The 20,133-nt window shown below is 40.6% G+C and carries 13 protein-coding genes; 6 read left to right on the top strand and 7 right to left on the bottom strand.

All coding sequences use genetic code 11. The annotated features are described in order from the left end of the window. Positions 1 to 791: 791 nt before the first annotated feature. The 3 genes from KK060_RS06380 to KK060_RS06370 all read right to left on the bottom strand — a co-directional run bounded on the left by KK060_RS06380 (position 792) and on the right by KK060_RS06370 (position 3,449). On the bottom strand, positions 792 to 1,196 hold the full coding sequence (locus KK060_RS06380; protein ID WP_254152870.1) for an SWIB/MDM2 domain-containing protein: 405 nt from the start codon (positions 1,194 to 1,196) through the stop codon (positions 792 to 794). Between the two features lie 1,288 nt (positions 1,197 to 2,484). After that, the gene (locus KK060_RS06375) at positions 2,485 to 3,279 is read right to left on the bottom strand and encodes a hypothetical protein (protein ID WP_254152869.1); all 795 of its coding nucleotides are present in this window, start codon (positions 3,277 to 3,279) and stop codon (positions 2,485 to 2,487) included. 17 nt (positions 3,280 to 3,296) lie between these two features. Continuing rightward, a complete protein-coding gene (locus KK060_RS06370) occupies positions 3,297 to 3,449 on the bottom strand; it encodes a hypothetical protein (RefSeq protein WP_254152868.1) in 153 nt (50 codons plus the stop codon). A 558-nt stretch (positions 3,450 to 4,007) separates the two neighbouring features. Here KK060_RS06370 and KK060_RS06365 point away from each other — a divergent pair. From KK060_RS06365 to KK060_RS06345, 5 genes are all read left to right on the top strand, one after another. Next, entirely contained in the window at positions 4,008 to 4,601 is a 594-nt protein-coding gene (locus KK060_RS06365) for a chemotaxis protein CheB (protein WP_254152867.1), read from the top strand. A 140-nt stretch (positions 4,602 to 4,741) separates the two neighbouring features. Beyond that, complete coding sequence (locus KK060_RS06360) at positions 4,742 to 5,323, top strand: biliverdin-producing heme oxygenase (protein WP_254152866.1); 582 nt, start codon at positions 4,742 to 4,744, stop codon at positions 5,321 to 5,323. 61 nt (positions 5,324 to 5,384) lie between these two features. After that, the gene (locus KK060_RS06355) at positions 5,385 to 6,896 is read left to right on the top strand and encodes a GAF domain-containing protein (protein ID WP_254152865.1); all 1,512 of its coding nucleotides are present in this window, start codon (positions 5,385 to 5,387) and stop codon (positions 6,894 to 6,896) included. 14 nt (positions 6,897 to 6,910) lie between these two features. Beyond that, positions 6,911 to 11,398: a chemotaxis protein CheB gene (locus KK060_RS06350; protein WP_254152864.1), complete on the top strand. Its 4,488-nt coding sequence runs from the start codon at positions 6,911 to 6,913 to the stop codon at positions 11,396 to 11,398. 10 nt (positions 11,399 to 11,408) lie between these two features. Further along, positions 11,409 to 11,795, top strand: coding sequence for a response regulator (locus tag KK060_RS06345; protein WP_254152863.1), 387 nt, complete (start codon positions 11,409 to 11,411; stop codon positions 11,793 to 11,795). Here KK060_RS06345 and KK060_RS06340 read toward each other — a convergent pair. From KK060_RS06340 to KK060_RS06330, 3 genes are all read right to left on the bottom strand, one after another. Continuing rightward, complete coding sequence (locus KK060_RS06340) at positions 11,786 to 13,288, bottom strand: alanine/glycine:cation symporter family protein (protein WP_254152862.1); 1,503 nt, start codon at positions 13,286 to 13,288, stop codon at positions 11,786 to 11,788. The genes KK060_RS06345 and KK060_RS06340 overlap by 10 nt on opposite strands. 264 nt (positions 13,289 to 13,552) lie before the next feature. Then, on the bottom strand, positions 13,553 to 17,023 hold the full coding sequence (locus KK060_RS06335) for a DUF5689 domain-containing protein (protein ID WP_254152861.1): 3,471 nt from the start codon (positions 17,021 to 17,023) through the stop codon (positions 13,553 to 13,555). A 166-nt stretch (positions 17,024 to 17,189) separates the two neighbouring features. Then, positions 17,190 to 17,954 carry a PI-PLC domain-containing protein gene (locus tag KK060_RS06330; protein ID WP_254152860.1) on the bottom strand — a complete coding sequence of 255 codons (765 nt, stop codon included), beginning with the start codon at positions 17,952 to 17,954 and terminating at the stop codon, positions 17,190 to 17,192. A gap of 105 nt (positions 17,955 to 18,059) precedes the next feature. Here KK060_RS06330 and KK060_RS06325 point away from each other — a divergent pair, with 105 nt between their 5' ends. After that, positions 18,060 to 18,698: a hypothetical protein gene (locus KK060_RS06325; protein WP_254152859.1), complete on the top strand. Its 639-nt coding sequence runs from the start codon at positions 18,060 to 18,062 to the stop codon at positions 18,696 to 18,698. Here KK060_RS06325 and KK060_RS06320 read toward each other — a convergent pair. After that, positions 18,642 to 19,967, bottom strand: a complete 1,326-nt coding sequence (locus KK060_RS06320) for a DUF5690 family protein (RefSeq protein WP_254152858.1) — start codon at positions 19,965 to 19,967, stop codon at positions 18,642 to 18,644. The genes KK060_RS06325 and KK060_RS06320 overlap by 57 nt on opposite strands. Positions 19,968 to 20,133: the final 166 nt, after the last annotated feature.

Below are 20,133 nucleotides of genomic sequence, written 5' to 3'. Positions count from 1 at the left end.
AAGGAAGTGGTACACATCAATGCAAAGCACTGCTTCCTTTTCTCTATATATAATGGTCTTACATCCTGCTGAGAGCGATATGCAATGTTCTACTCTCACCTGTTCTGCATTTATAAATTTTGCTCCTTATTCCCTCTACTTTGTCCTTAGGTTGTAAAGCAGCATTGTAACCCGTGTATGCATACGTAGCAACATCTAATTATGCCGCGCTGGTAGCAGTAAGGTTCTATTCACACCGGGGAAGTGTTCTTAGTTTACCAGAGGAAAAACGATGATAGGAGAACGTGCTTCCTGGAATATTTAAGGCTGCAAATCCAAATGAGATGGCGTATGAATTGAGTTTAAAAGAGAACGGATGACCTGCATGCCTCCTGTAACATCTCTTCTTGTGGCTTCTGTAAAGGGCTCCCTTATGATGGAATGACGAATGTAATACGGCGGAGTATTGTGCTTGCAAGAGGGCTTGAACAAGCATTAACAGCATCTGTAACGAACAGTGGCTAACCCTCAGGAACAATTACATAGGGGAGGAACACATGGAAACATTACGTTACAGCACACTTCCCACGTGCTACGCAGGTAATCGAAAGACCTTTTATCCCGGTGTATTGACACAAGTTCAATCAACCATTTTTATGGTTAACATACGTCCCGGCGGTATTTAAAAGGCAACCTAAGGGCTAATGCAGTGGTTTAAGAATGTCTTTTGTGGATAACTTTTATCTTAAAACGGTAGAAAACAAAAAAGCCTGAGCAACTGCCCAGGCTTTTTCATTAAGAATCTCTCCTGATTACTTAACGTGTTTGTTAACAATTTTCGCTAACTCAAACATTGAGATTTGACCTTTGCCACCGAAAACAGTTTTCAACTTGTCATCAGCGTTGATCATTCTCTTGTTCTTCTGATCTTGAAGTTTGTTCTTCTTGATGTAATCCCAGATCTTCTTAATGATCTGTGTTCTTGGCAATCCTTTGTTGCCTACTACCTCAGCTAGTGCTGGACTAGGAGTAAGAGGCGCCATGAACGCCGCGTTCGGTTTTCGAGCCGACTTCTTCTTAGGAGCAGCCTTCTTAGCAGCTTTCTTTGCAGTCTTCTTAGCTGCCTTTTTTGCTGCCTTCTTAGGAGCTTTCTTCGCGGCTTTCTTTGCCGTACTCTTTACTGCTTTCTTAGCAGTTTTCTTCGCTGTTTTTGCCATAGCGTTTTTGTTATAATTAATTAGTAAAAGTTAAGTTGTTCTTATGTAAAGATGTATAATCTGAACTCTCCATGCAAATATACGAGTGTAATTGAGCTTTAAAATTTTTCATTAAGCATTCTCTTCGATGAACTACATGTTCAGATCAAACTGAACACTAAAATAGTAGTGCTACTATAAATATCCTAATGGTTACATTTCCATAGAGGAAAATTAAGTATCACTTCATGTATTACTTCTCTCTCTTAAGAAGAATTACATCTACTTCTCTCATTTGAAGTAACGCTTTAATCACTTCTCACTAAAGAAAATGTGCCCACTTGTATACTCGCTTATGGTTTTTACCTGGGTAAAATCATGTTTACCTCTCTTTCTTCTCTTTTTCATAGGTAATTTCTATGGTAAAAGAACATTTTCCCTAGGGAAAACAGACGTTATCACTGCGCTTATACCTATACATTACTACATCATCTTCCCTGCTAACGCACCGCTTCACCCTCATGTTACAATGACTTTCTCATGGTAATGGATCTCATTCCCCTCGGAAAACTGCTCTTTTACCAGGTAATTTTCCTTCTTCACTCTCTTTTATTAATGATTTTCTCCTCCCGAATGGGTCACCTTCTCCTACTGATTCGTATTTGTGGTGATCTTTTCTCCCTGTTAATAGCAGGGAGAAGTATAGGGCATTCACTCATTTTTGTATTGATGATAAAGGAAGCGGGGATACATTTTACTTAAGGCTTAGGCCCATTGAGCACGGCAATTTGAGTTATACATAGACAAATAGGTGCAGACGGATATCCTCATTCAGGATAAAAAATGCCTATCTCCCTAGGGAAAAAGGTATTTAAAGACATCGGCTCACCTGGTTTTACCTTCTGAATCTTCTTTATGAGGCAATAACCTGCCTTATAAAGTTGACCCTACAATCAATTTTTCCATAGGAGAATGGTGGCAATAAGCGTAGATACCATGGGCTGCGTTGTCTTTTACTATCGTGATTATAAAGCTGCATCATCGCTTCGTTGAAGTAAGAATTATTGAATTATTGAAGGGAGACTAAGACCTGACTCCCCTTTGTTCATCTGCTACACCTCTGCTTTACCTGGCGGATTAACCTTATCTGCTTATAGCAGGAGTATACTTTGCTGTTCTGTTCACCTAAGTATCAGGGTTGTTACACCTTCTGTTCGTTTTAGCTCAATACTCATTGTCAGAATAATAGCAAAAGCAAACAAAGCCCTCCCCGGAGGAGAAGGCTTTGTAAGATTTCAATAACAATTCACTAGAATACGCGCACTACCTTAAGCGCACTACCCTGTAATAATGGATAGTAGTCAGACTTTAGTTGCTGGAAGAAGCTGATACCGATACATTGGATTACACTTACATCTTCTGTAAGCACCGGGTTTCCGGGCAACAACGAGTTAATGGTAAACGATACCGGCGTGTTACCATTCAGTGGTATGTACTCACTTTCTGTAACAGTACCCAGTCCGTCCAAAGCTGGCGCCAATGCAGCGTAGCGCTTCAGGTTCTCGTCGTAAGCGTAATCGGAGACTACACCCAGAGCCTGGGTAAACAATACGTGGGTTGAACCTTCAGGACCTTTCGCAGATTTTTTCATCAGCACTTCATCCACTGTAATGGATGCACTGGCACGTTGTGCTGTGCTTGTTGCCGCAAAGGTAGCTGTAAACAAGGTTGTAAAACTACGATTGATGTTAAACTCAAGGTTTGCCAATTGAATCTGATGCTCAGACAGGGTGATGTCGCGTTTACCGCGAACACCGTCACCTTTGCTGTTAATCTCCTTAAAGATTCCCGTAAGCCTGGATGTGAACCTTGCATCCGCCATGTGGATAACAGGAGCAAATGCCCTTCGCATTGCTTTTGAGACCATAGCGCTTCCACCAAATTCGGTGTTGTTCTCGCGCGTTCGCTCAAATCGCGGATCATTGGCGATCTTCTCCTTATCCGGACCGTTAGACATTTTTGCGAGGTGTTTACCTTCGCTCTGAAAGAAAGAGATACCACCCATGTTCCCTTTCAACTTAATTAAACCGATCTGTTTCGACATATATTTATTTGTTTATGTTACTGTGTTTGTTCCAATGCAATGTTAGCCGCGCACTTTGCTACCAGCTTGCGCACTGAATTTTTCCTGAATCTTTTTTTAAATCTTTTTTCTCTTCCTTCTGTCTTTACATCGCCATAGTGCATTGCATTAAGCGCAATAGCTGAGCGCATAGGTTTAGTAAAGATTTTCGCGACATCTAAAGCACAGGACAAAAGTATCCGGGCACTAGGCAGCCAGCCTGCCCACTGAAAAAAAGTTGAAATTTTTTTTAAAGATTTTTAAGCGTTCCGCGGCAGATCAGTTGGGGTTGAGCCGTACTTGAGCCGTATATGAGCCGTATAGGTTGCGTTTTTACTGAAATTTAAGGCCTTACCCGGCTCATATACGGCTTATATACGGCTCAACCCCGGCTTATATACGGCTGAAGCTTCGCGGTTTTGAGGTAGGCCGTTAGAAAATAAAATTATCCTTAATAGCGATAGCATCGGGTGCTTACATGGAGTAAGAGATTCGGTAAAAACAACCGAAGGCCTTGACTTTCGGGGGGATCGGAGAGGGCGGACAAGTAGGTGCTTTCTATAAGTTGGAGCGCCGGTAAAAAGCGGTTTCAGGAGAAGTAAGCTGCGAGGTATTTAAAAGGTTTTAATTCGAACAAAATCTTTTAGAATGTGTTTTTACTATCCGAATAGTGAAAGTTTTACAGGCATAGAATTGGTAATAAAGCTTTTATGGCTAGCAATGATTTGTATGTGGTGGGGATAGGGGCATCGGCCGGTGGCCATGATGCACTGAAGAGTTTTTTTGAAAATCTGGATGACGATCTACCTGCCGCCTATGTGGTTGTCACCCATCTTTTAAGAAGTCACGAGAGCCAATTAGATAAGATTATAGCAAGGTTTACACCGATGCCTGTTCATCGTATTAAAGGGATTACACAGGTTCGTAGAGGCGAGGTTTACGTGTTGCCCGAGAACGCCGAGGTTAAAATAAAAGATGGCTTTCTGTACCTGTATCCAAGAAGGGAAAATGAGGGTATTAACAGGGCGATAGACATTTTTTTTGAATCGCTGGCTATTGATAAAAAGGAACTGGCAGTAGGTATTATTATGTCTGGTATGGGTTACGATGGTTCTGATGGCGCGCAAAAGCTGTTTGAATATAATGGAATGGTGTTGGTTCAGGAACCAGCTTCAACAAAATTTAACTCGATGCCCTGGGCCGCTATTATGAAAGACCATCCGGATTATATTCTTCCACCTAAACAATTAGCAGGTACAATCGGTAAGCTTATTAAAGAAAAGCCAATCAAAGTTGCGAGTTAAATTCTCTTATGTGATAAATTTTGTGCTGTAAAAAAGTATGCCATTCAATTTTTTCCGGAGACGGGCTGAAATTTAACCTTGCGAATTATTAATTCACTATTTCGCATAGTAATTTACCACCTTAACAGACTTAAAGCCTAATGCTTCACCAACACCTTAAAGAACAAACAGCTTATGCTCACCAGGTTTTGGAGAAGAAGCTGGTAACAAGAATTAAAAACATTAGGTCGGTTGAGGATTACGCGACTTTGTTAAAAGTAATGTATGGGTATTATGCAGCGATTGAGATACAAATACAACCATATATTACTGATGAATCACTTTTAAATTTCACGGCCCGCAGAAAAGCGGATTCTATTCTAGACGACATAAGTAGCTTTATGCCTGTTGGGCAATTACCACTTTGTACAGATTTACCAGTAGTAAAGTCATACGCACAGTCGCTCGGTGTGCTTTATGTACTGGAAGGTTCAACCCTGGGTGGGCAGATTATAGCAAAAATGATTGCCAATCAGTTGAACCTTAAGGACAAAAAAGGGATTTCTTTCTTTCTGGGATATGGTGAAAAGACTCAGGTGATGTGGGAATCGTTCAAGGAAAAATTGGATCAACCTTTTAATGATTTTGAGAAAGAAGAAATTATTGGTGCCGCCAACGACACGTTTATAACTTTCAAAAATTGGATAGATAAGCAGGAAATATTATTGCCCTTAGCAGTTTAACAACAGGTTCTATTGCTTCCCCTCTCATTTTACTTCCTCCTCTCTTTTAAGATTATATAAAATGAAACCAACTAATTACGATTCTGACTTTTGTGGCAGTTTGCCCATACACCTTACTAATCTTATTCAACCCTATGGTGTGCTGCTTATTGTTAATAAGGTAACGGCAGAAATTATTCAGGCCAGCGAAAACACAGATGCTGTTTTTGGAAAGCCCGTTCAGGAAGTGGTTTCATCTGCTTTAAGTGACCATTTGCAGGAGAAAACTTTTAAGCACCTGCAGGAGAAACTGAATAATGAATTTAATGACCATATACCTTCGGTTTGGGAGATAAACAAAAAGCATTTCCTGGTGTTAATACATCGCAAGGAAAAATACCTGGTGGTAGAAATTGATGCAGAGCCAGTAACGTTGGGCAAGCAGGAGTCTTTTGTTGAGGTTTACCAGGAGGTGAAGGTTGCTATGTCTTCTATAGAGGCTACAAAGACTATAGAAGAGACTTGCATGCTTGCCACGAAAGAACTGAAACGTATTTCAGGGTTTGATAAGGTAATGATCTACAGTTTCGATTCGGAATGGAACGGAACTGTTTTGGCAGAGGAAAAGGAGAGTGACATGGAAGCTTATATGGGCTTTACTTTTCCTGCATCAGATATTCCCAAACAGGCTAGGCAGTTGTATCTGAAAAATCCTTACCGTTTTATTCCTGATAGAGATTACAAACCGGTGAAGTTGTATCCGGTTATTAATCCTGCCACCGGCTCTTTTATTGATCTTTCAGATTGCAACCTCAGAAGTGTTGCTGCGGTGCATGTAGAGTATCTGAAAAATATGGGTGTAACAGCGTCAATGTCTACCCGCATTATGCATCAGGATACACTATGGGGGCTTATTGCCTGCCACCATAAAACAGCAAAGTACATGAGCTTTGAGATGTGCTCTATATTTGAAATGATTTCGAGTATGATCTCAGTAAAGATCACATCATTGCAGAACCAGTCCTCATTGGCATTGGAGAATAATATCAAAACCGGTTATGCTCAACTCATCGAATCTGTTTTCAAAAGCAATGAATTAGATAAAAACTTGCTTTCGCAACAGGGTGTGTTGCAGCTCTTTGATGCCAGCGGTGCTGTTGTTACCAGGAATGGAAGATTCTATACTGAAGGAGAAACGCCAAGACAAGATCAATTGGAGGAGTTGCTGCTTTGGCTGCATACAAAAGAACTAAAGAAGGTATTTGCAACCGAAATACTGGGGTATGAATATGAGTATGGCCGCGACTATGCAGACGTTGGCAGTGGCATGCTTGTAATTCCCATCAACTATTTAAAAGATCAGTATCTCATCCTGTTTAGAAAAGAAAAAGTACGCATCATTAACTGGGGGGGCAACCCGGAAGAGCGCATTCAATTTGAGAAAGACGAAAAGAATTACCATCCCCGTAATTCTTTTAAACAATGGCAGCAAAAAGTACAAGGGGTTTCGCAGTCGTGGAAAAAAGAAGAGCTGGATATAGCAGAGACATTGAGAAGCTTTATCTATGAATATGAGACTTCTTCAGCGTATTGAGGAGTAATTTTGAAATGGTAAAGAAAGTAGTAAAAGATAAAGGTCATTACATTGTAGCTATCGGAGCTTCAGCCGGCGGTCTTGAAGCTATTCATGAGTTCTTTGACAATATGCCAGAGAGCAGTAATCTTTCTTTTGTTATTATTCAGCACCTCTCCCCCGATTATAAAAGTTTGCTGGTAGAACTTGTTTCGCGCCATACGCACATGAAGGTGTTTGAAGCAGAGCATAACCTGCCCGTTCGTAAGAATTGCGTTTATGTTATCCCTAACAACAAGTTTATTGCTGTTAAGGACGACAAGCTTATTCTTACAGAAAAGCAGAATTTAAAAGTGCCTAATAATGCTATTGATGTTTTTATGCATTCTTTAGCAAAAGAAAAAAAATCGGAAGCTATTGCTGTAATCTTGTCAGGAACTGGTACCGATGGAACAAAAGGAGTGGCATCTGTTAAGGAAGAAGGGGGCCTTGTAATTGTACAGGAGCCAGGTTCATCCAAATTTGATGGAATGCCAAAAAGCGTGATCACCAGTGGTAATGTAGACTTTGTGCTTCCTGCCAATGAAATACCTCAGCAGATCATGAACTTTGTTGCTGATGCTGAATACTCAGAAGACAGTATTGATGATGAAACGCTCAAGCTCATTTTTGAAGAGATACACCGGCAGGCAGGGTTTGATTTCCATTACTATAAAACACCTACCATTACCAGGAGGGTGTTTAATAGAATGCGTAAGGAGAATTTTGATAACGTTAAAGACTACTATAATTTTTTAAAAGGTAACCCGGAAGAGTGTAAACTGCTGGGTAAGGATTTTCTTATAAACGTTACCAGGTTTTTCCGTGATAAAGAGGCTTTCGATGTGTTGAAGGAGAAAGTATTTCCTGAAATCATTAAACAGAAAGAACTTGGTGAACAGATCAAACTTTGGATTTGTGCCTGCAGTACAGGGGAAGAAGCATATTCACTGGCTATTGTTTTGGATGAAGTAATCCAGCAAGTGAATGCCCAACATCTACCTGTAAAGATCTTTGCAACCGATATTGAAAAATCTAATATAGAGATTGCCTCTAAAGGCTTCTATCCGAAAAGTATTGAAGAAGATGTAGATGCTAAAAGGCTGGCAACATACTTTACTAAACAGGACGATGGTTACGTTATTACTCAAAAAATAAGAAAGCAGATTGTATTTGCTGGGCATAACGTAATTAAAGATCCGCCCTTTATAAAAAACGACCTGGTTAGCTGCAGAAACATGCTCATATACATGGGGCCTGCCTTACAAAACAGGGTATACTCAGTGCTCTTGTTCTCGGCTAATAAAAATGGTTACATCTTTCTGGGCACTACAGAAAATGCCAACTCTATAAAACAGCATATTGCTGAGGTAAGCGTACGCTGGAAAATATACAAGAAGGTTTCGGAAGCCAAGCTTTCTCCATACCTGCCCGAAGTAGAAAGCAGGTCGCAACGTAGTAATGCGCAGGTGCTGGTATCGGCACATGAACGTAACAGTAAACGTAATACTAATCTTTGGGATGAGTTTAAGGAAACCTTGTTTACCGAGTTTAACTTTGCTGCATTCTACATTGATAGAAACTTTGAAATAAAAGAAGCGGTTGGAAATTTTGATCAGATCCTTTCGCTGCCCAAGCGTATTCTAAAACTTAACCTCCTGCGCATGCTGCCGGGTAGTGTTTCTTCTACGTTAGTAGGGGAGATAAAAAATGCCTGGAAGACCAACCAGAAAAAGGTAATACGCAACCTCCATATCCGCCACGGCGAAAAAGATATTGCTTTGCAAGTGATGGTGAAACCGGAGAGCCAGTCATATAATAAACAGTTTACCCTGATAGCATTCCATTTCATGCTGATAGAAGAGTCTCTGGTAACAGAGCCAGTTAAACTTGTTTATCCTGATGCGGGGCAGAGTGACTATGTTCTTTCGCTGGAAGAAGAGTTGAGTGAAACCAAAAACAACCTTCAGCATGCAATAGAAGATCTGGAGACAGCCAATGAAGAACTTCAGTCAAGCAATGAAGAGCTGCTTTCGGCCAATGAAGAACTGCAAAGTTCGAATGAAGAACTGCAGTCGTTAAATGAAGAACTACATACTTTAAATACCGAGCATCAACTTAAGATCAAAGAACTTATTGAACTTAATGATGATCTCAACAACTACTTCCGTAGCAGTAACATCGGTCAGATTTTTCTGGATAAGAATATGTTTATCCGCAAATTTAACCCTGCTGCCGTTCGGATGATCAATTTGATCGAGACTGATATAGGAAGGCCTTTCTCGCATATCTCTACCAACCTGAAGTACAGTGGCCTGAACAGTGATATTGAGAATGTTTTAAAGAACAGCGGTACGGTTGAGCGGGAGGTGGAGTTGCATAATGGTATGAATCTTCTGCTGAGGATAATGCCTTACATTACCCAGGATCAGAGAACGGCGGGTATTATTATTTCGTTTATTGATATAACCACAATAACGAGTCTTAATAATATTATTCGTGGTGTATTTAACGCAAGCCTAAGCGCAATTTTTGCCCTGGAAAGTGTACGAAATTCAAGAAGACAAATTGTTGATTTCTCTATTGTAACCGCTAATCATGCAGGTGCGAAATGGTTGAAAAAAGAGATGGACAATATTAAAGGCTTGCAGATAAAGCGCGATCTGAAGGCACTGTTTTTCGAGAACCTGTTTCAGCAGTTTTGCACTATTGTTGAGGAAGGCACGCAGCTGCATACTGATATCTTTTACGAGGAAGAGAAATTGTGGTTTGAAGTTACGGCCGTGCAGATGGCGGATGGCCTGGTAGCCACTTTTTCTGACATCACACAGAAGAAGAATGCAGAAGACAGACTCAAGAAAAATTATGTTGAGCTTGTTACGACAAAAGACAATCTGAAAAAACTAAACAGTGAGCTTGAGCGAAAGGTAACGGAAAGAACGCAGATGCTTTACGCCAGTGAAGAGCGGTTCAGGTTGGTAGCACGCGCTACCAATGATGCCATCTGGGACTGGGACCTGGTAAATAATAAGATTTGGTACAGCGATGCATTCTATCTGAAGTTTGGCTATAGCGAGGCAGATTCATTCACACATCAGGAGTGGCTTTCAAAAATACACCCGGAAGAACGCAAAGGAGTAGAGAGCAGTATTCATCAAACATTTAATTCTGGCAAAAAGCAATGGTCGAAAGAATACCGTTTTGCAAAAGCAGATGGTTCTTATGCCAATATTCTTGACAGGGCCTCTGTAATTCAGGATGAGTATGGCACCCCTTATAGAATGCTGGGTTCTATGCTCGATCTTACAGATCTGAAGAAGGCGGAGCAGGAGATTGAAAATATTATAGAGCAGCGTAGATTCCTGGCACAGTCAATGCCATTGATTGTATGGACTTCTGATGCAGAAGGAAAGGTTGATTTTGTAAACAGGCAATTTGAAACCTATACAGGTGTTAAACTGCAGCATGCGCTGAATGACGGGTGGAAGCGCGTGATTCACCAGGATGATTTGCGGCGTATTGAAGAACGCTGGGGCGATGCAATTACTTATAAAAGCGATTTTCAGGCAGAGGTGCGCATACGTCTTTTTAATGGAACGTACCACTGGAATATACTACGGGCCAAGGTTAGAAAAGACGAAGGGGGCAATGTAATCAATTGGGTAACCACCACTATAGATGTACATGAGCAGAAGCAGTCGCATGACGTGTTAGAGCAAAAGGTGACTGAGCGTACAGAAGAGCTCCTTAAAATGAATGAGGCACTTGAAGTAAGTAATAGTGACCTGCAGCAGTTTGCTTCTGTTGCCTCTCACGATCTGCAGGAACCTTTGCGGAAGATACTTTTATATACGAACCTGATTAAAGACAGGTATACATCTGAACTGGGTAGCGGTGCAAACTACCTGACAAAGATTCTTCATTCATCTACAAGGATGAAGTCCATTATTAACAACGTACTTAACTACTCCAAGTTATCTGCTGAAAATAATAAGTACGAAGCGACTGATATGAATCAGCTTATCTCTGAAATTATTGAAGACCTGGAAGTAGCAATCCAGGAAAAGCAGGCACATATTCAGGTAGATGATTTTCCATTGATAGATGTAATACCGGGACAAATAAGGCAGGTATTTCAGAATATGATTGGCAATGCCTTAAAGTTCTCAAAGCCTGATGGTATTCCGGAAATAAAAATAAGTGCAGTACGTATTGATAATAAAGCTTTTGACGGGAAACCAACTGCTGAAGGTGCATATTGCCGAATAACCATTTCCGACAACGGTATAGGCTTTGATAAAAAATTTGCAGAGAATATTTTTGTGTTGTTCCAAAGGTTGCATTCAAAAGATGCATACGAAGGAACAGGTATTGGTCTGGCCATTGTGAAAAAAATAGTTGAAAAACATAGTGGTATAATTACAGCATCAGGGGAGGAGGGACAAGGAGCTTCGTTTACCATCGTTCTTCCCATAGAGCAATAACAATAAAAGAATGAAGAGAATATTGCTAGCCGAGGACGACGCAGATGATCAGGAAATTTTTAAGGAGGTGGTAGAGGAGATTGATGGAGGTTATAATGTGCTTATCGCAGAAAACGGCGAGAAATTGATTCAGTTGGTCGAGGAGCTTTCCGATGGTGAATTGCCTCAGCTTATTGTTTTAGACCAGAACATGCCCCGACTAAAAGGGCTTGATACTTTAAATGTATTGAAAAGTAAGGATCGTTATAAGGATATACCCGCTGTGATATATTCTACTTACCACGATCCTAAATTTATACAGGACTGTAAAGATCGTAACATTGAATTACTACTTAAACCCGACAACTTCGAATCTTTAAGAGTTATGATCAGCAGTCTTCTTGACCGCTATTTCTGAGCCCAGAAGTCGGCATCTTTAATTCCCAATTCCTCGGGGTTAAATACGGGCTCTTCCCTTTCCTTCTTTTGTCTTTCGTAATCTTTTAATGCATCAATAGCTGGCTTTTGCAGAATGAGGATTGCAATAATATTTAGCCAGGCCATCAATCCTACACCCAGGTCACCAAGATCCCACGCTAGCTGTGCTGTTTTAACAGCACCGAAATAAACAGATATAAGCATGGCAATTTTTAGGAGGAACATAAGCAGTGGCCCTCCGCGTTTGTGTGTGAGGTAGGCCACGTTTGTTTCTGCAATGTAGTAGTAGGCCATTAGCGTGGTAAAGGCAAAGAAAAAAAGCGCAATGGCAACGAGGTAACTTCCGGCACCTGTGTAGTTATAATCAAAGACTTCTTTTCCGCTTAGCGCATTGTCAATAGCTGCCTGCGTATAAACAGAGTTGCCATCAAAATTCTTTACACCACCTTGCATGTAGTATACACCGTTATCAACGATCAGGTCTTTTTCAGGTCCTTTTACATTGTACATACCCGTAACAAGAATCATAAATGCAGTGGCAGAGCAAACCAATAAGGTATCTATATACACAGAAAAGGCCTGAACTAGACCTTGGTTAACAGGATGTGTAACTTCAGCCGCGGCTGCCGGATGCGGCCCTGTTCCTTGTCCTGCTTCATTGGAGTAAACACCACGTTTTACACCTATTGAAATCATGGCGCCTACTATACCACCAAAAGTTGCATTGGCACCAAAAGCGCTTGAGAAGATTAATCCGAAAACTTCTGGTATTTGATCAAACTTGATCACCACAACAATCAGTGAAATCAGTACATAAGCAATAGCCATGAAGGGCACTATAAATTCTGCTACCCAGGCAATTGTTTTAATTCCACCAAAAATGATTAAGCCTAACAAAACGGCGAGAAGTATACCGATATAAGTATGGTCAATAAAAAATGCATTGTGTACGGCGGAAGCAATGCTGTTGGCCTGAACGCCGGGTAACAATAAGCCTGTAGCAAGTATGGTAGCAATGGCAAAAATTATGGCGTATACTTTGCCGATGCTTTTATTCTTAAATCCCTTTTCGATATAAAACGCGGGACCGCCACGGTAAAGTCCTTTCTCATTGCGCTTGTAAATCTGCGCCAGTGTAGATTCTATAAACGCAGAACTTGCACCTAAAAATGCAACAGCCCACATCCAGAAAACAGCGCCCGGCCCTCCTAAAAAAATCGCGGTAGCAACTCCAGCAATATTGCCTGTACCCACGCGCCCTGATAATGATACTGCCAATGCCTGAAAAGGAGAGATACCCGCACTTGACTTTTCTCCTTTAAACATTACCCTTAACATTTCCCTGAACAACCTGACCTGGAAGAAGCGCATTCTTACGGAAAAGTAGATTCCTACCGTGAGTAGCAGGTAGATCAATACGTCACTCCAGATGATACCATTGGCTACAGAAACAAATTTTTCGAAGTATTCCATGTGTAGTAAGTAAGTTCAGGGTTAATGAGTAATTTTTTAAATGAACGAAAGAGCTAAGCTAATGCTATTCAGTAATTATTGAAATACACAAGGATTAGTTTTCGCGGTTTTCCTGTAAAAGGTGTTGCAATCGTTCTAAAATTTTAATGAAACCCGGACAGAATGGTAAGGGAGAGAAAAATAAAAGGAGCAGATCAAAACAAAAATCTGCTCCTTTATGAAATGTACTACTGATAGTTATTTTGGCTAATGCGTATGTGAGCCTTAGTTCCTGATGATCCTTACGGTGTACGTTTCGTCATCAACAACTGCCTTGAGAATATACGTGCCCCTTTTAGAAGAAAGTAATGACAAACTTAATCTTTGATTCAACTTTTCTATTGAACCAGTACCCTGGTATATTATCGATCCTCTTTCGTTCGTGAGCACTGCTCTTATCGTAATATCTTCTTCACATTCTTCGCAAAGCAGTTTAAAGATGCCATTGGTTGGATTAGGATAAGCGTAGAAATTTCGTTTTTTCTTTACATCAATAATTCCAAACAATGAGTATTTAGGAGTTGCGATACGAAGGCCGTCACTCACTTCAGCGAGGTTGAAAGTTAAAAGCTCTATTGGTAGTTCGCGTTTATTATCAGCTTTAGCCTGAATCATAAATCCGGCTTCTGCGCTACCCGCGGGAATATTTACTTCAACTTTATTCGTTGATGCACCTTCAACTTCATAGTCTGCACCTGATGATATCCACGGCGCACCGTAAATGTTGATAATGGCAGTCTGCTCACTTGCTGCAGGTGTTGAGAGGTTAAGTTTAACATAGTAAGCATCTGATCCTTCTTTGGCACTTGCGTATCTTTCATTAAAAGCTATAGAAGGGATATCATTATCTTCAACAGTTACAGTAAGTGTTGAGTTTGCTGCAATTTCAATTCCCGGATGTGGTTGTATAATAAACTTGATGCTCTCCGCCAGCTCGTCAAGCTTGTCATCAAGAATTGAAATAGTAAAATGTGCCTCAGCTGCCCCTTGGTTAACAGTTAAAGTTAAGCTGTTGTTTTGCGTGGCAGGAGTGGTTGTAAAATCTGAGCCGTATAGCGCATTACCTTCTATATGAATTGCTATTTGAGTTGTTTGTGTAACGGGCTTGTTAAATTGTAATTGTACGGTATATGCACTGCTATCTTCACTAAGTGTAATTGAATTCTGTACAAATACAACAATAGGCTGGTGAAGTTTATACCTGGTGAGCACCGGGAGATGATCGGAAGTGGTGGCTGCGTAATTTTCAACCTGCCTGAAAGGAACAATAATTTGAGCAGAGCCTTGCAAGTATTCTTCATGAAGATCATCAGAAGCAATCTGATGATCGATTACATCATTAAAGCTTACTGTTGACCGGGCACCAGCCTCACTTAATACTTTTGTAAGCGCATTATAATTTGAGGTGTCGGCCACAAAACTTGCATAAGGTGATGGCTGCCCTGCAGTAATTGATTGATCCAGGTCATCATTCAGGTCGCCGAGAATAATAAATTGCTCTCCTGCAAATTGAGTGTCAAGTGTATCTTTTAAAACCTGGGCATCGTAAGCCCTGCGGTTTCTGTCTTCAGGTGCTGATCCTGATTTTGCATGGATATTGATGAAGGATACTCTTTCAGTAACGTTACCAATCCTTACATCTGCAGTTAACAAAAAGGGTAATCTGCCACTGGAGTAGAAACTTGATGGGCTTCCTCCTGGATATCCAGGTAACAGGGTCGGATTTATTGTTCTTACAGAATCGTACAGGTTTTCAAACATCACTCTTGTTGAAAGTATGTTAATGGTTGTAGTGTCATAAATGAAACAAACTTTTTGGGGAGGAAATGTATTGCTTGGTCCTTCAAAGGAGTATGAATAGCGCTGCGAACAGGTGTAGCTATAACCTGAAAGCTGGCTTACGAGTTCTCCGAAATAGGCTTCATCTGAGATTTCCTGTACAGCAATAATATCCGCATTTAACGAGGAAAGAACCGTGCGAATATTTTGTAACTGCAGCGCCTCATCCTCAGGGCCATATTCTTCATTATAATCTTCTCTACGTGCACCAAAGAACTCAAAGTTCCAGTTTACAACATCAAACGTAGTTGCTTTTGGAATAGAGTCATATTCAGTACCAGGCTCGGTTGCTCCGGGTATATCTTCAATAAAACGGGGCTGAAGTTGAGCATTGGCTCTGAACCGCCCTACTACACCAGTAATATCTACTGTTTCCTGTGGTTTTTGAAAGCCCGGAATACCCGTATCACCATCAATGCGTAGGTCTGCTTCTGTTGTGCCATCTGTTATGCGCTCTGTACTTTGCGGATAGAAGACAAATTTATTGTTGACAAGCGAAACATTTTGAATAGTAACAAGCAAGCCCTCATTTGCAGCAAGGTCATGAAGCATAATTGGTTTGGGAGTAATCCCGCGCGAAGGTGTATTTATTCTTGTATAACGAATGCCGTTACCACTGATTTGAACCTGGTCGTTAAATGATCCGATAGGACCAGTAACAATTACAGAATCACCTATAGAGACACCTGAAGCCAAAGGAGCATAGAAGACAGGTATACCACCGGTTGCATCCTGTATGTACGCCGGATTCCCTAGTTCATCTGCTACTGTTACCCGGCCTGCAACTGTTACTTCAGTGCCTATTGACCTTGTACTTGCTGAAGATATTGGTATAATGCTACTGACCTGGTCAAAACCGGTACCGGAAACAGTAAAGTTTGCATTGATGCCATCGGAATAATGTGAGATCGTTCCGTTATAATTTCTGTTTTCTACAGGAGTAAAACGGACATACACAACACCGCCTTCTGCAGGTAGTCCGGTAGAATCCGAGAAGAAGACGTTGTCTGTGGATATTGAGAAGGATGGATCCTGTGAGAAAATAATAACGGGATAATTGTTGATATTAGTGGTAGTTACTTCATAACGTAGCGTGTCACTTTCGTTTGCATTGACGTTCCCAAAGTTTAGAGTGGCAGGAGAAAAAGTAATAGCTGGTTGGTTACCAGTTGTACCCGTGGCAATAATGGAGAAGTCATCTACAGCCAATGCATCATCAGATGATGCAACATTAAAATCAAGCCAGCGAATAAAGAAGGAGCTTCCGGGAGTAATCTCTAATCCGGTAACCCGGAAAGAGATGGCGCTGCGGTTAGCATCTGCATTACCATCTAAAGGGCCTGCTGTACCGGACGTAATGGGACTTGAAAAATCAAGTGCATCAACGTCAGTCCATGTGCCGGTAGAGAGATTGATTGCATTGGTGCTGTATTGGAAATCGAGTCTGTCTGCTCCACGGTTGATGGCACCAAGACGCCATTGCTCGCCGCTGTAACTTATCGTTAAAGACGTAATTGTTGATGCTGTGTTGTTTACAAAGGCAGCACCTATGGTAGGGTTAAGTGATCCCGATAGCAAACCACCGAGAGCTCGATCGGTAGTATCTGTGCCGAGGCTATAGGTATTGCCAGCGTTGGATGTACCATTGCCTGCAGCGTACGTGGTGTTGGCGTTGGTTCCCGTTTCTATGAATGTCCAGCCCAATGGTAGTGTTGAAACATCATTTGTAATACCGGTAGCAGAAAGCCTGTTAAAGTTCTGCTCGTAAGCAATGTTAAGGTTAGTTATAGCAACCTGACCATAACTTGTAAAGAAGAGCAATAACATCGAGATGTGAATGAGGTAGAGTTTTTTCATAATGGTTTGTTTGTTGAAGGAAAGCTAGCGTAAACGTATTAAGGCAATGTTTTGATGGAGTTAATTTACGCATTTAATCCACCTTCAACCAAGAGCCGGTACCCTGTTAAACATTCTTGAAAAAAGATTGATTCTGTTAGGTATAGGAAGCGTTGTAAGGGTTCGTTTAATGAAGGGACTGAAGGAAGTTTGCCAGCTCTTCAACGTGATCAGTTCCGATTAAGTCTACCTGATGATCTATAAGAAACTTCCAGGTTTTTTCATCATCTTTTGTTGCCCAGAACCGAAACTTCTTTTGAAGGTTCTTGCTCTTATTTATTGCTTTTTTAATTTGCTCTATGTTGATTTCAATCGAGCTGTCGTCTTTAGTCGCGCAGTACTTCATGAAGTTATCACTGATCAGACCTATTCTTGATAAATGTTCTTGGGCATAAACGTTGCCAGGCCTGCCATCGAACGACATATACTCGGGATAACTTTTCCAGCGGCTGGTGTCCGGAACATTGCCACTGATTATGATGCTGAGGTTTTTATTGTTTGTAAGAACAGGAAAAGATTGAAACTGGTTTACTAACGCACGCAGGGTACTATCTCCCTCTGTTTTTAAATCAATTAACAGAATAAGCGCTTTGTCTTTTTCCGAATAAATATTTCCCCTGTTCTTCTTTATTTCATTTGCCAGGGGTTCAAGATAGAGCTTTGCTAAAGTTTTGGATGAGTCAATTTCTTCTTTGGTATGGGCTACCAGTAAAGCACCGTTTTCCAGGAAAATGTCTGCTTCTATTGACCCTACCTGGAAGTTGTAAGCGTTGTAAAATGGAAGATCTTTTTCGTAGTCGTTATGCGAGTGAATGTTTGAGTTGTTGTAAGAACGGGAACATCCAAACACGAAGATGAAGCAGCAGATAAAAATAAGCAGATAGATGCGCATGGTTTAAAAGGTCGATGTTATTTGTTATACAAAAAAATTAGATCCTTTATAAGAGCAATTGCTGGCATGTTAATTTATTATTAAATTCATGTTACGTAAATTAACATGAAGCGCATTCTGTTTATATGGATAATCTTACTATCCGCTTTGGCGCTTCGGGCAGGAACTACTTGGAATGAAGGTTCGGTAGTACTTAAAACCGGGGAAGTATTGTCAGGCTTCTTACAGATAAAACCCGAGTACGATATTGTATTGTTCAAGACGAGCAACAACGAACAAATAGAAGTGTTTCCTGCTCATAAGATATGTTCTGCTTTTGTGCATGATACTTTTTTAAATATTAACAGGAAGTTTACATCTATTAAGCAGGGTAACGATGTGTTTTCAACCAGCAGGCTTTATGAAGTTGTACTGCAGGGAGAAGTTAGTGTTCTTCGCAGGCATCTAATTGATCGCTACGACGAACAAAAAGGGTCGGTATCATATGCATATTTCGTATTGGATAATGAGAATCTTGTTAACCTGAAGGAGTTTAAAAACAAGATTTATCCAAAGTTGTTACAATCAGAAAGAAAGCTTTCAAAATATGTACAGGAGCAAAACCTTGGTATGAGAGATCTTTCTTCAACTATCAAAGTTATCAGGTTTTATAACAAGCAACGTTATCATAATCCTACAGTAAGTGAATTAAACGGGGAAGGTGGCTTTCCAAATCTTGTGCTTGAAATGAAAGTAAGTCGCTGAGCAGAGAATTAGTATTCCTCCAGATACGGATACAATATATCCAGAAGAAATAAATACGTTAAGCCAACTTAATTTTGCGTAACTGAATTCCTTAAACAGCAGGACACCTACACTTCCCAGGTAGCCAAAGGAGTCTGCTACGTACATGATAAATCCTACGGTGCCGACATAGTTAAAGGCGGCGATAAGCCTATCAAAAAATACACTGTTGAACGGTACGTATCCGAGGTACAGCCCTGTGCCTATAAGTATCATCCAGGTGGGAGGACTAATCTGGTTGTTTTCAAATAGCAACGTACTAACGCCAATCATTGCCATCCCAAGCGCGATAATAAGATGGTTGACCATTAATGCTGTTTTGTTGTTTTTTATTAACATGAGGCTTCCTATTACTACAAGAACAGCAATGGATACAGGTACTTCAGTCTTGGTATAAATTGCTGAGGAGTTTCCATAACCCAGTACTTTCCAAACTTCTGCTGAAAAATTATCACGGAAATCTCTGAAGATGGTGAGTAATACATATACTGTAACGAACAACACGATTCCGGGAAAGAAAGACTTAAGGAAATGCTTTCGTTCTTCATGCAGCATCGGTTTTCTTTTAGTTCTTAATTCTTCATCTAATACGCTTGGAGGAGGTACTTTATCCAGGAGCCATAAAAAAAGAAGCAGCGGCAACAGAAAAAGACAACATGTTACAAAAGGCATCCAGGTTTCACTAACATGCCACGCTTGCATAATATAACTACCTACTGAACGACATAACCCTGCTGAAAAAATAAAGCTCACAGAAAGAGCTGCGCCCAATACTTCTGTTGTTCTTCTTCCTTCAAGATATCCAAACACCATGCCCCATACCATTCCTAAAGGGAAGCCATTTGTAAAAAGGAAAATTAAATTATACGGTTTAGGGGTTATTGCAAATAATAACCATGACAATCCTGCAATGGTTATCATGGCCAGTATGCCGAGTGCCCGAGATTGAGCTTTTAATTCTGAAATTACTTTTATGCCTATAAACTTAGAAAGACCGTACCCTATTACCTGGAATGTAACAAGCCATACCTTGTAACTTACTCCAAGAAATGCTGACTCTTCAAAAGTTGCCGCAGTGAAAGCTTTACGAAACGCAAAAACGCAAGTGTATAAACTAAAGGCCGTGAGAGAAGCATATAAAGTAAACCAGAAAGGATGTAACCGGGAGAGATATTGTGTTATCCTGTGTTTATTGCTTTCTGTTTGTAATTGGATTGCCGGAGGCTGCAAGCTGTTAATATTTATATAAATGATCTCTCCAATATAACGATTTCCAATTATACTTTGCTAGGCATGACAAGGGGAGGAGGGGGACAGAGTAGAATTTAGTAATTAGAGAGGTATATAATTAAGCGCATGGTTTTAGTGACTTACACCAAACCATGCGTTTGTTATT

Origin of the sequence: Chryseosolibacter indicum (assembly GCF_018598585.1) — a bacterium.
Lineage (GTDB): Bacteria > Bacteroidota > Bacteroidia > Cytophagales > Cyclobacteriaceae > Chryseosolibacter > Chryseosolibacter indicus.
The sequence above is the reverse complement of the archived record's forward strand: the minus strand, read 5'-3'. Positions and strand labels throughout refer to the sequence as shown.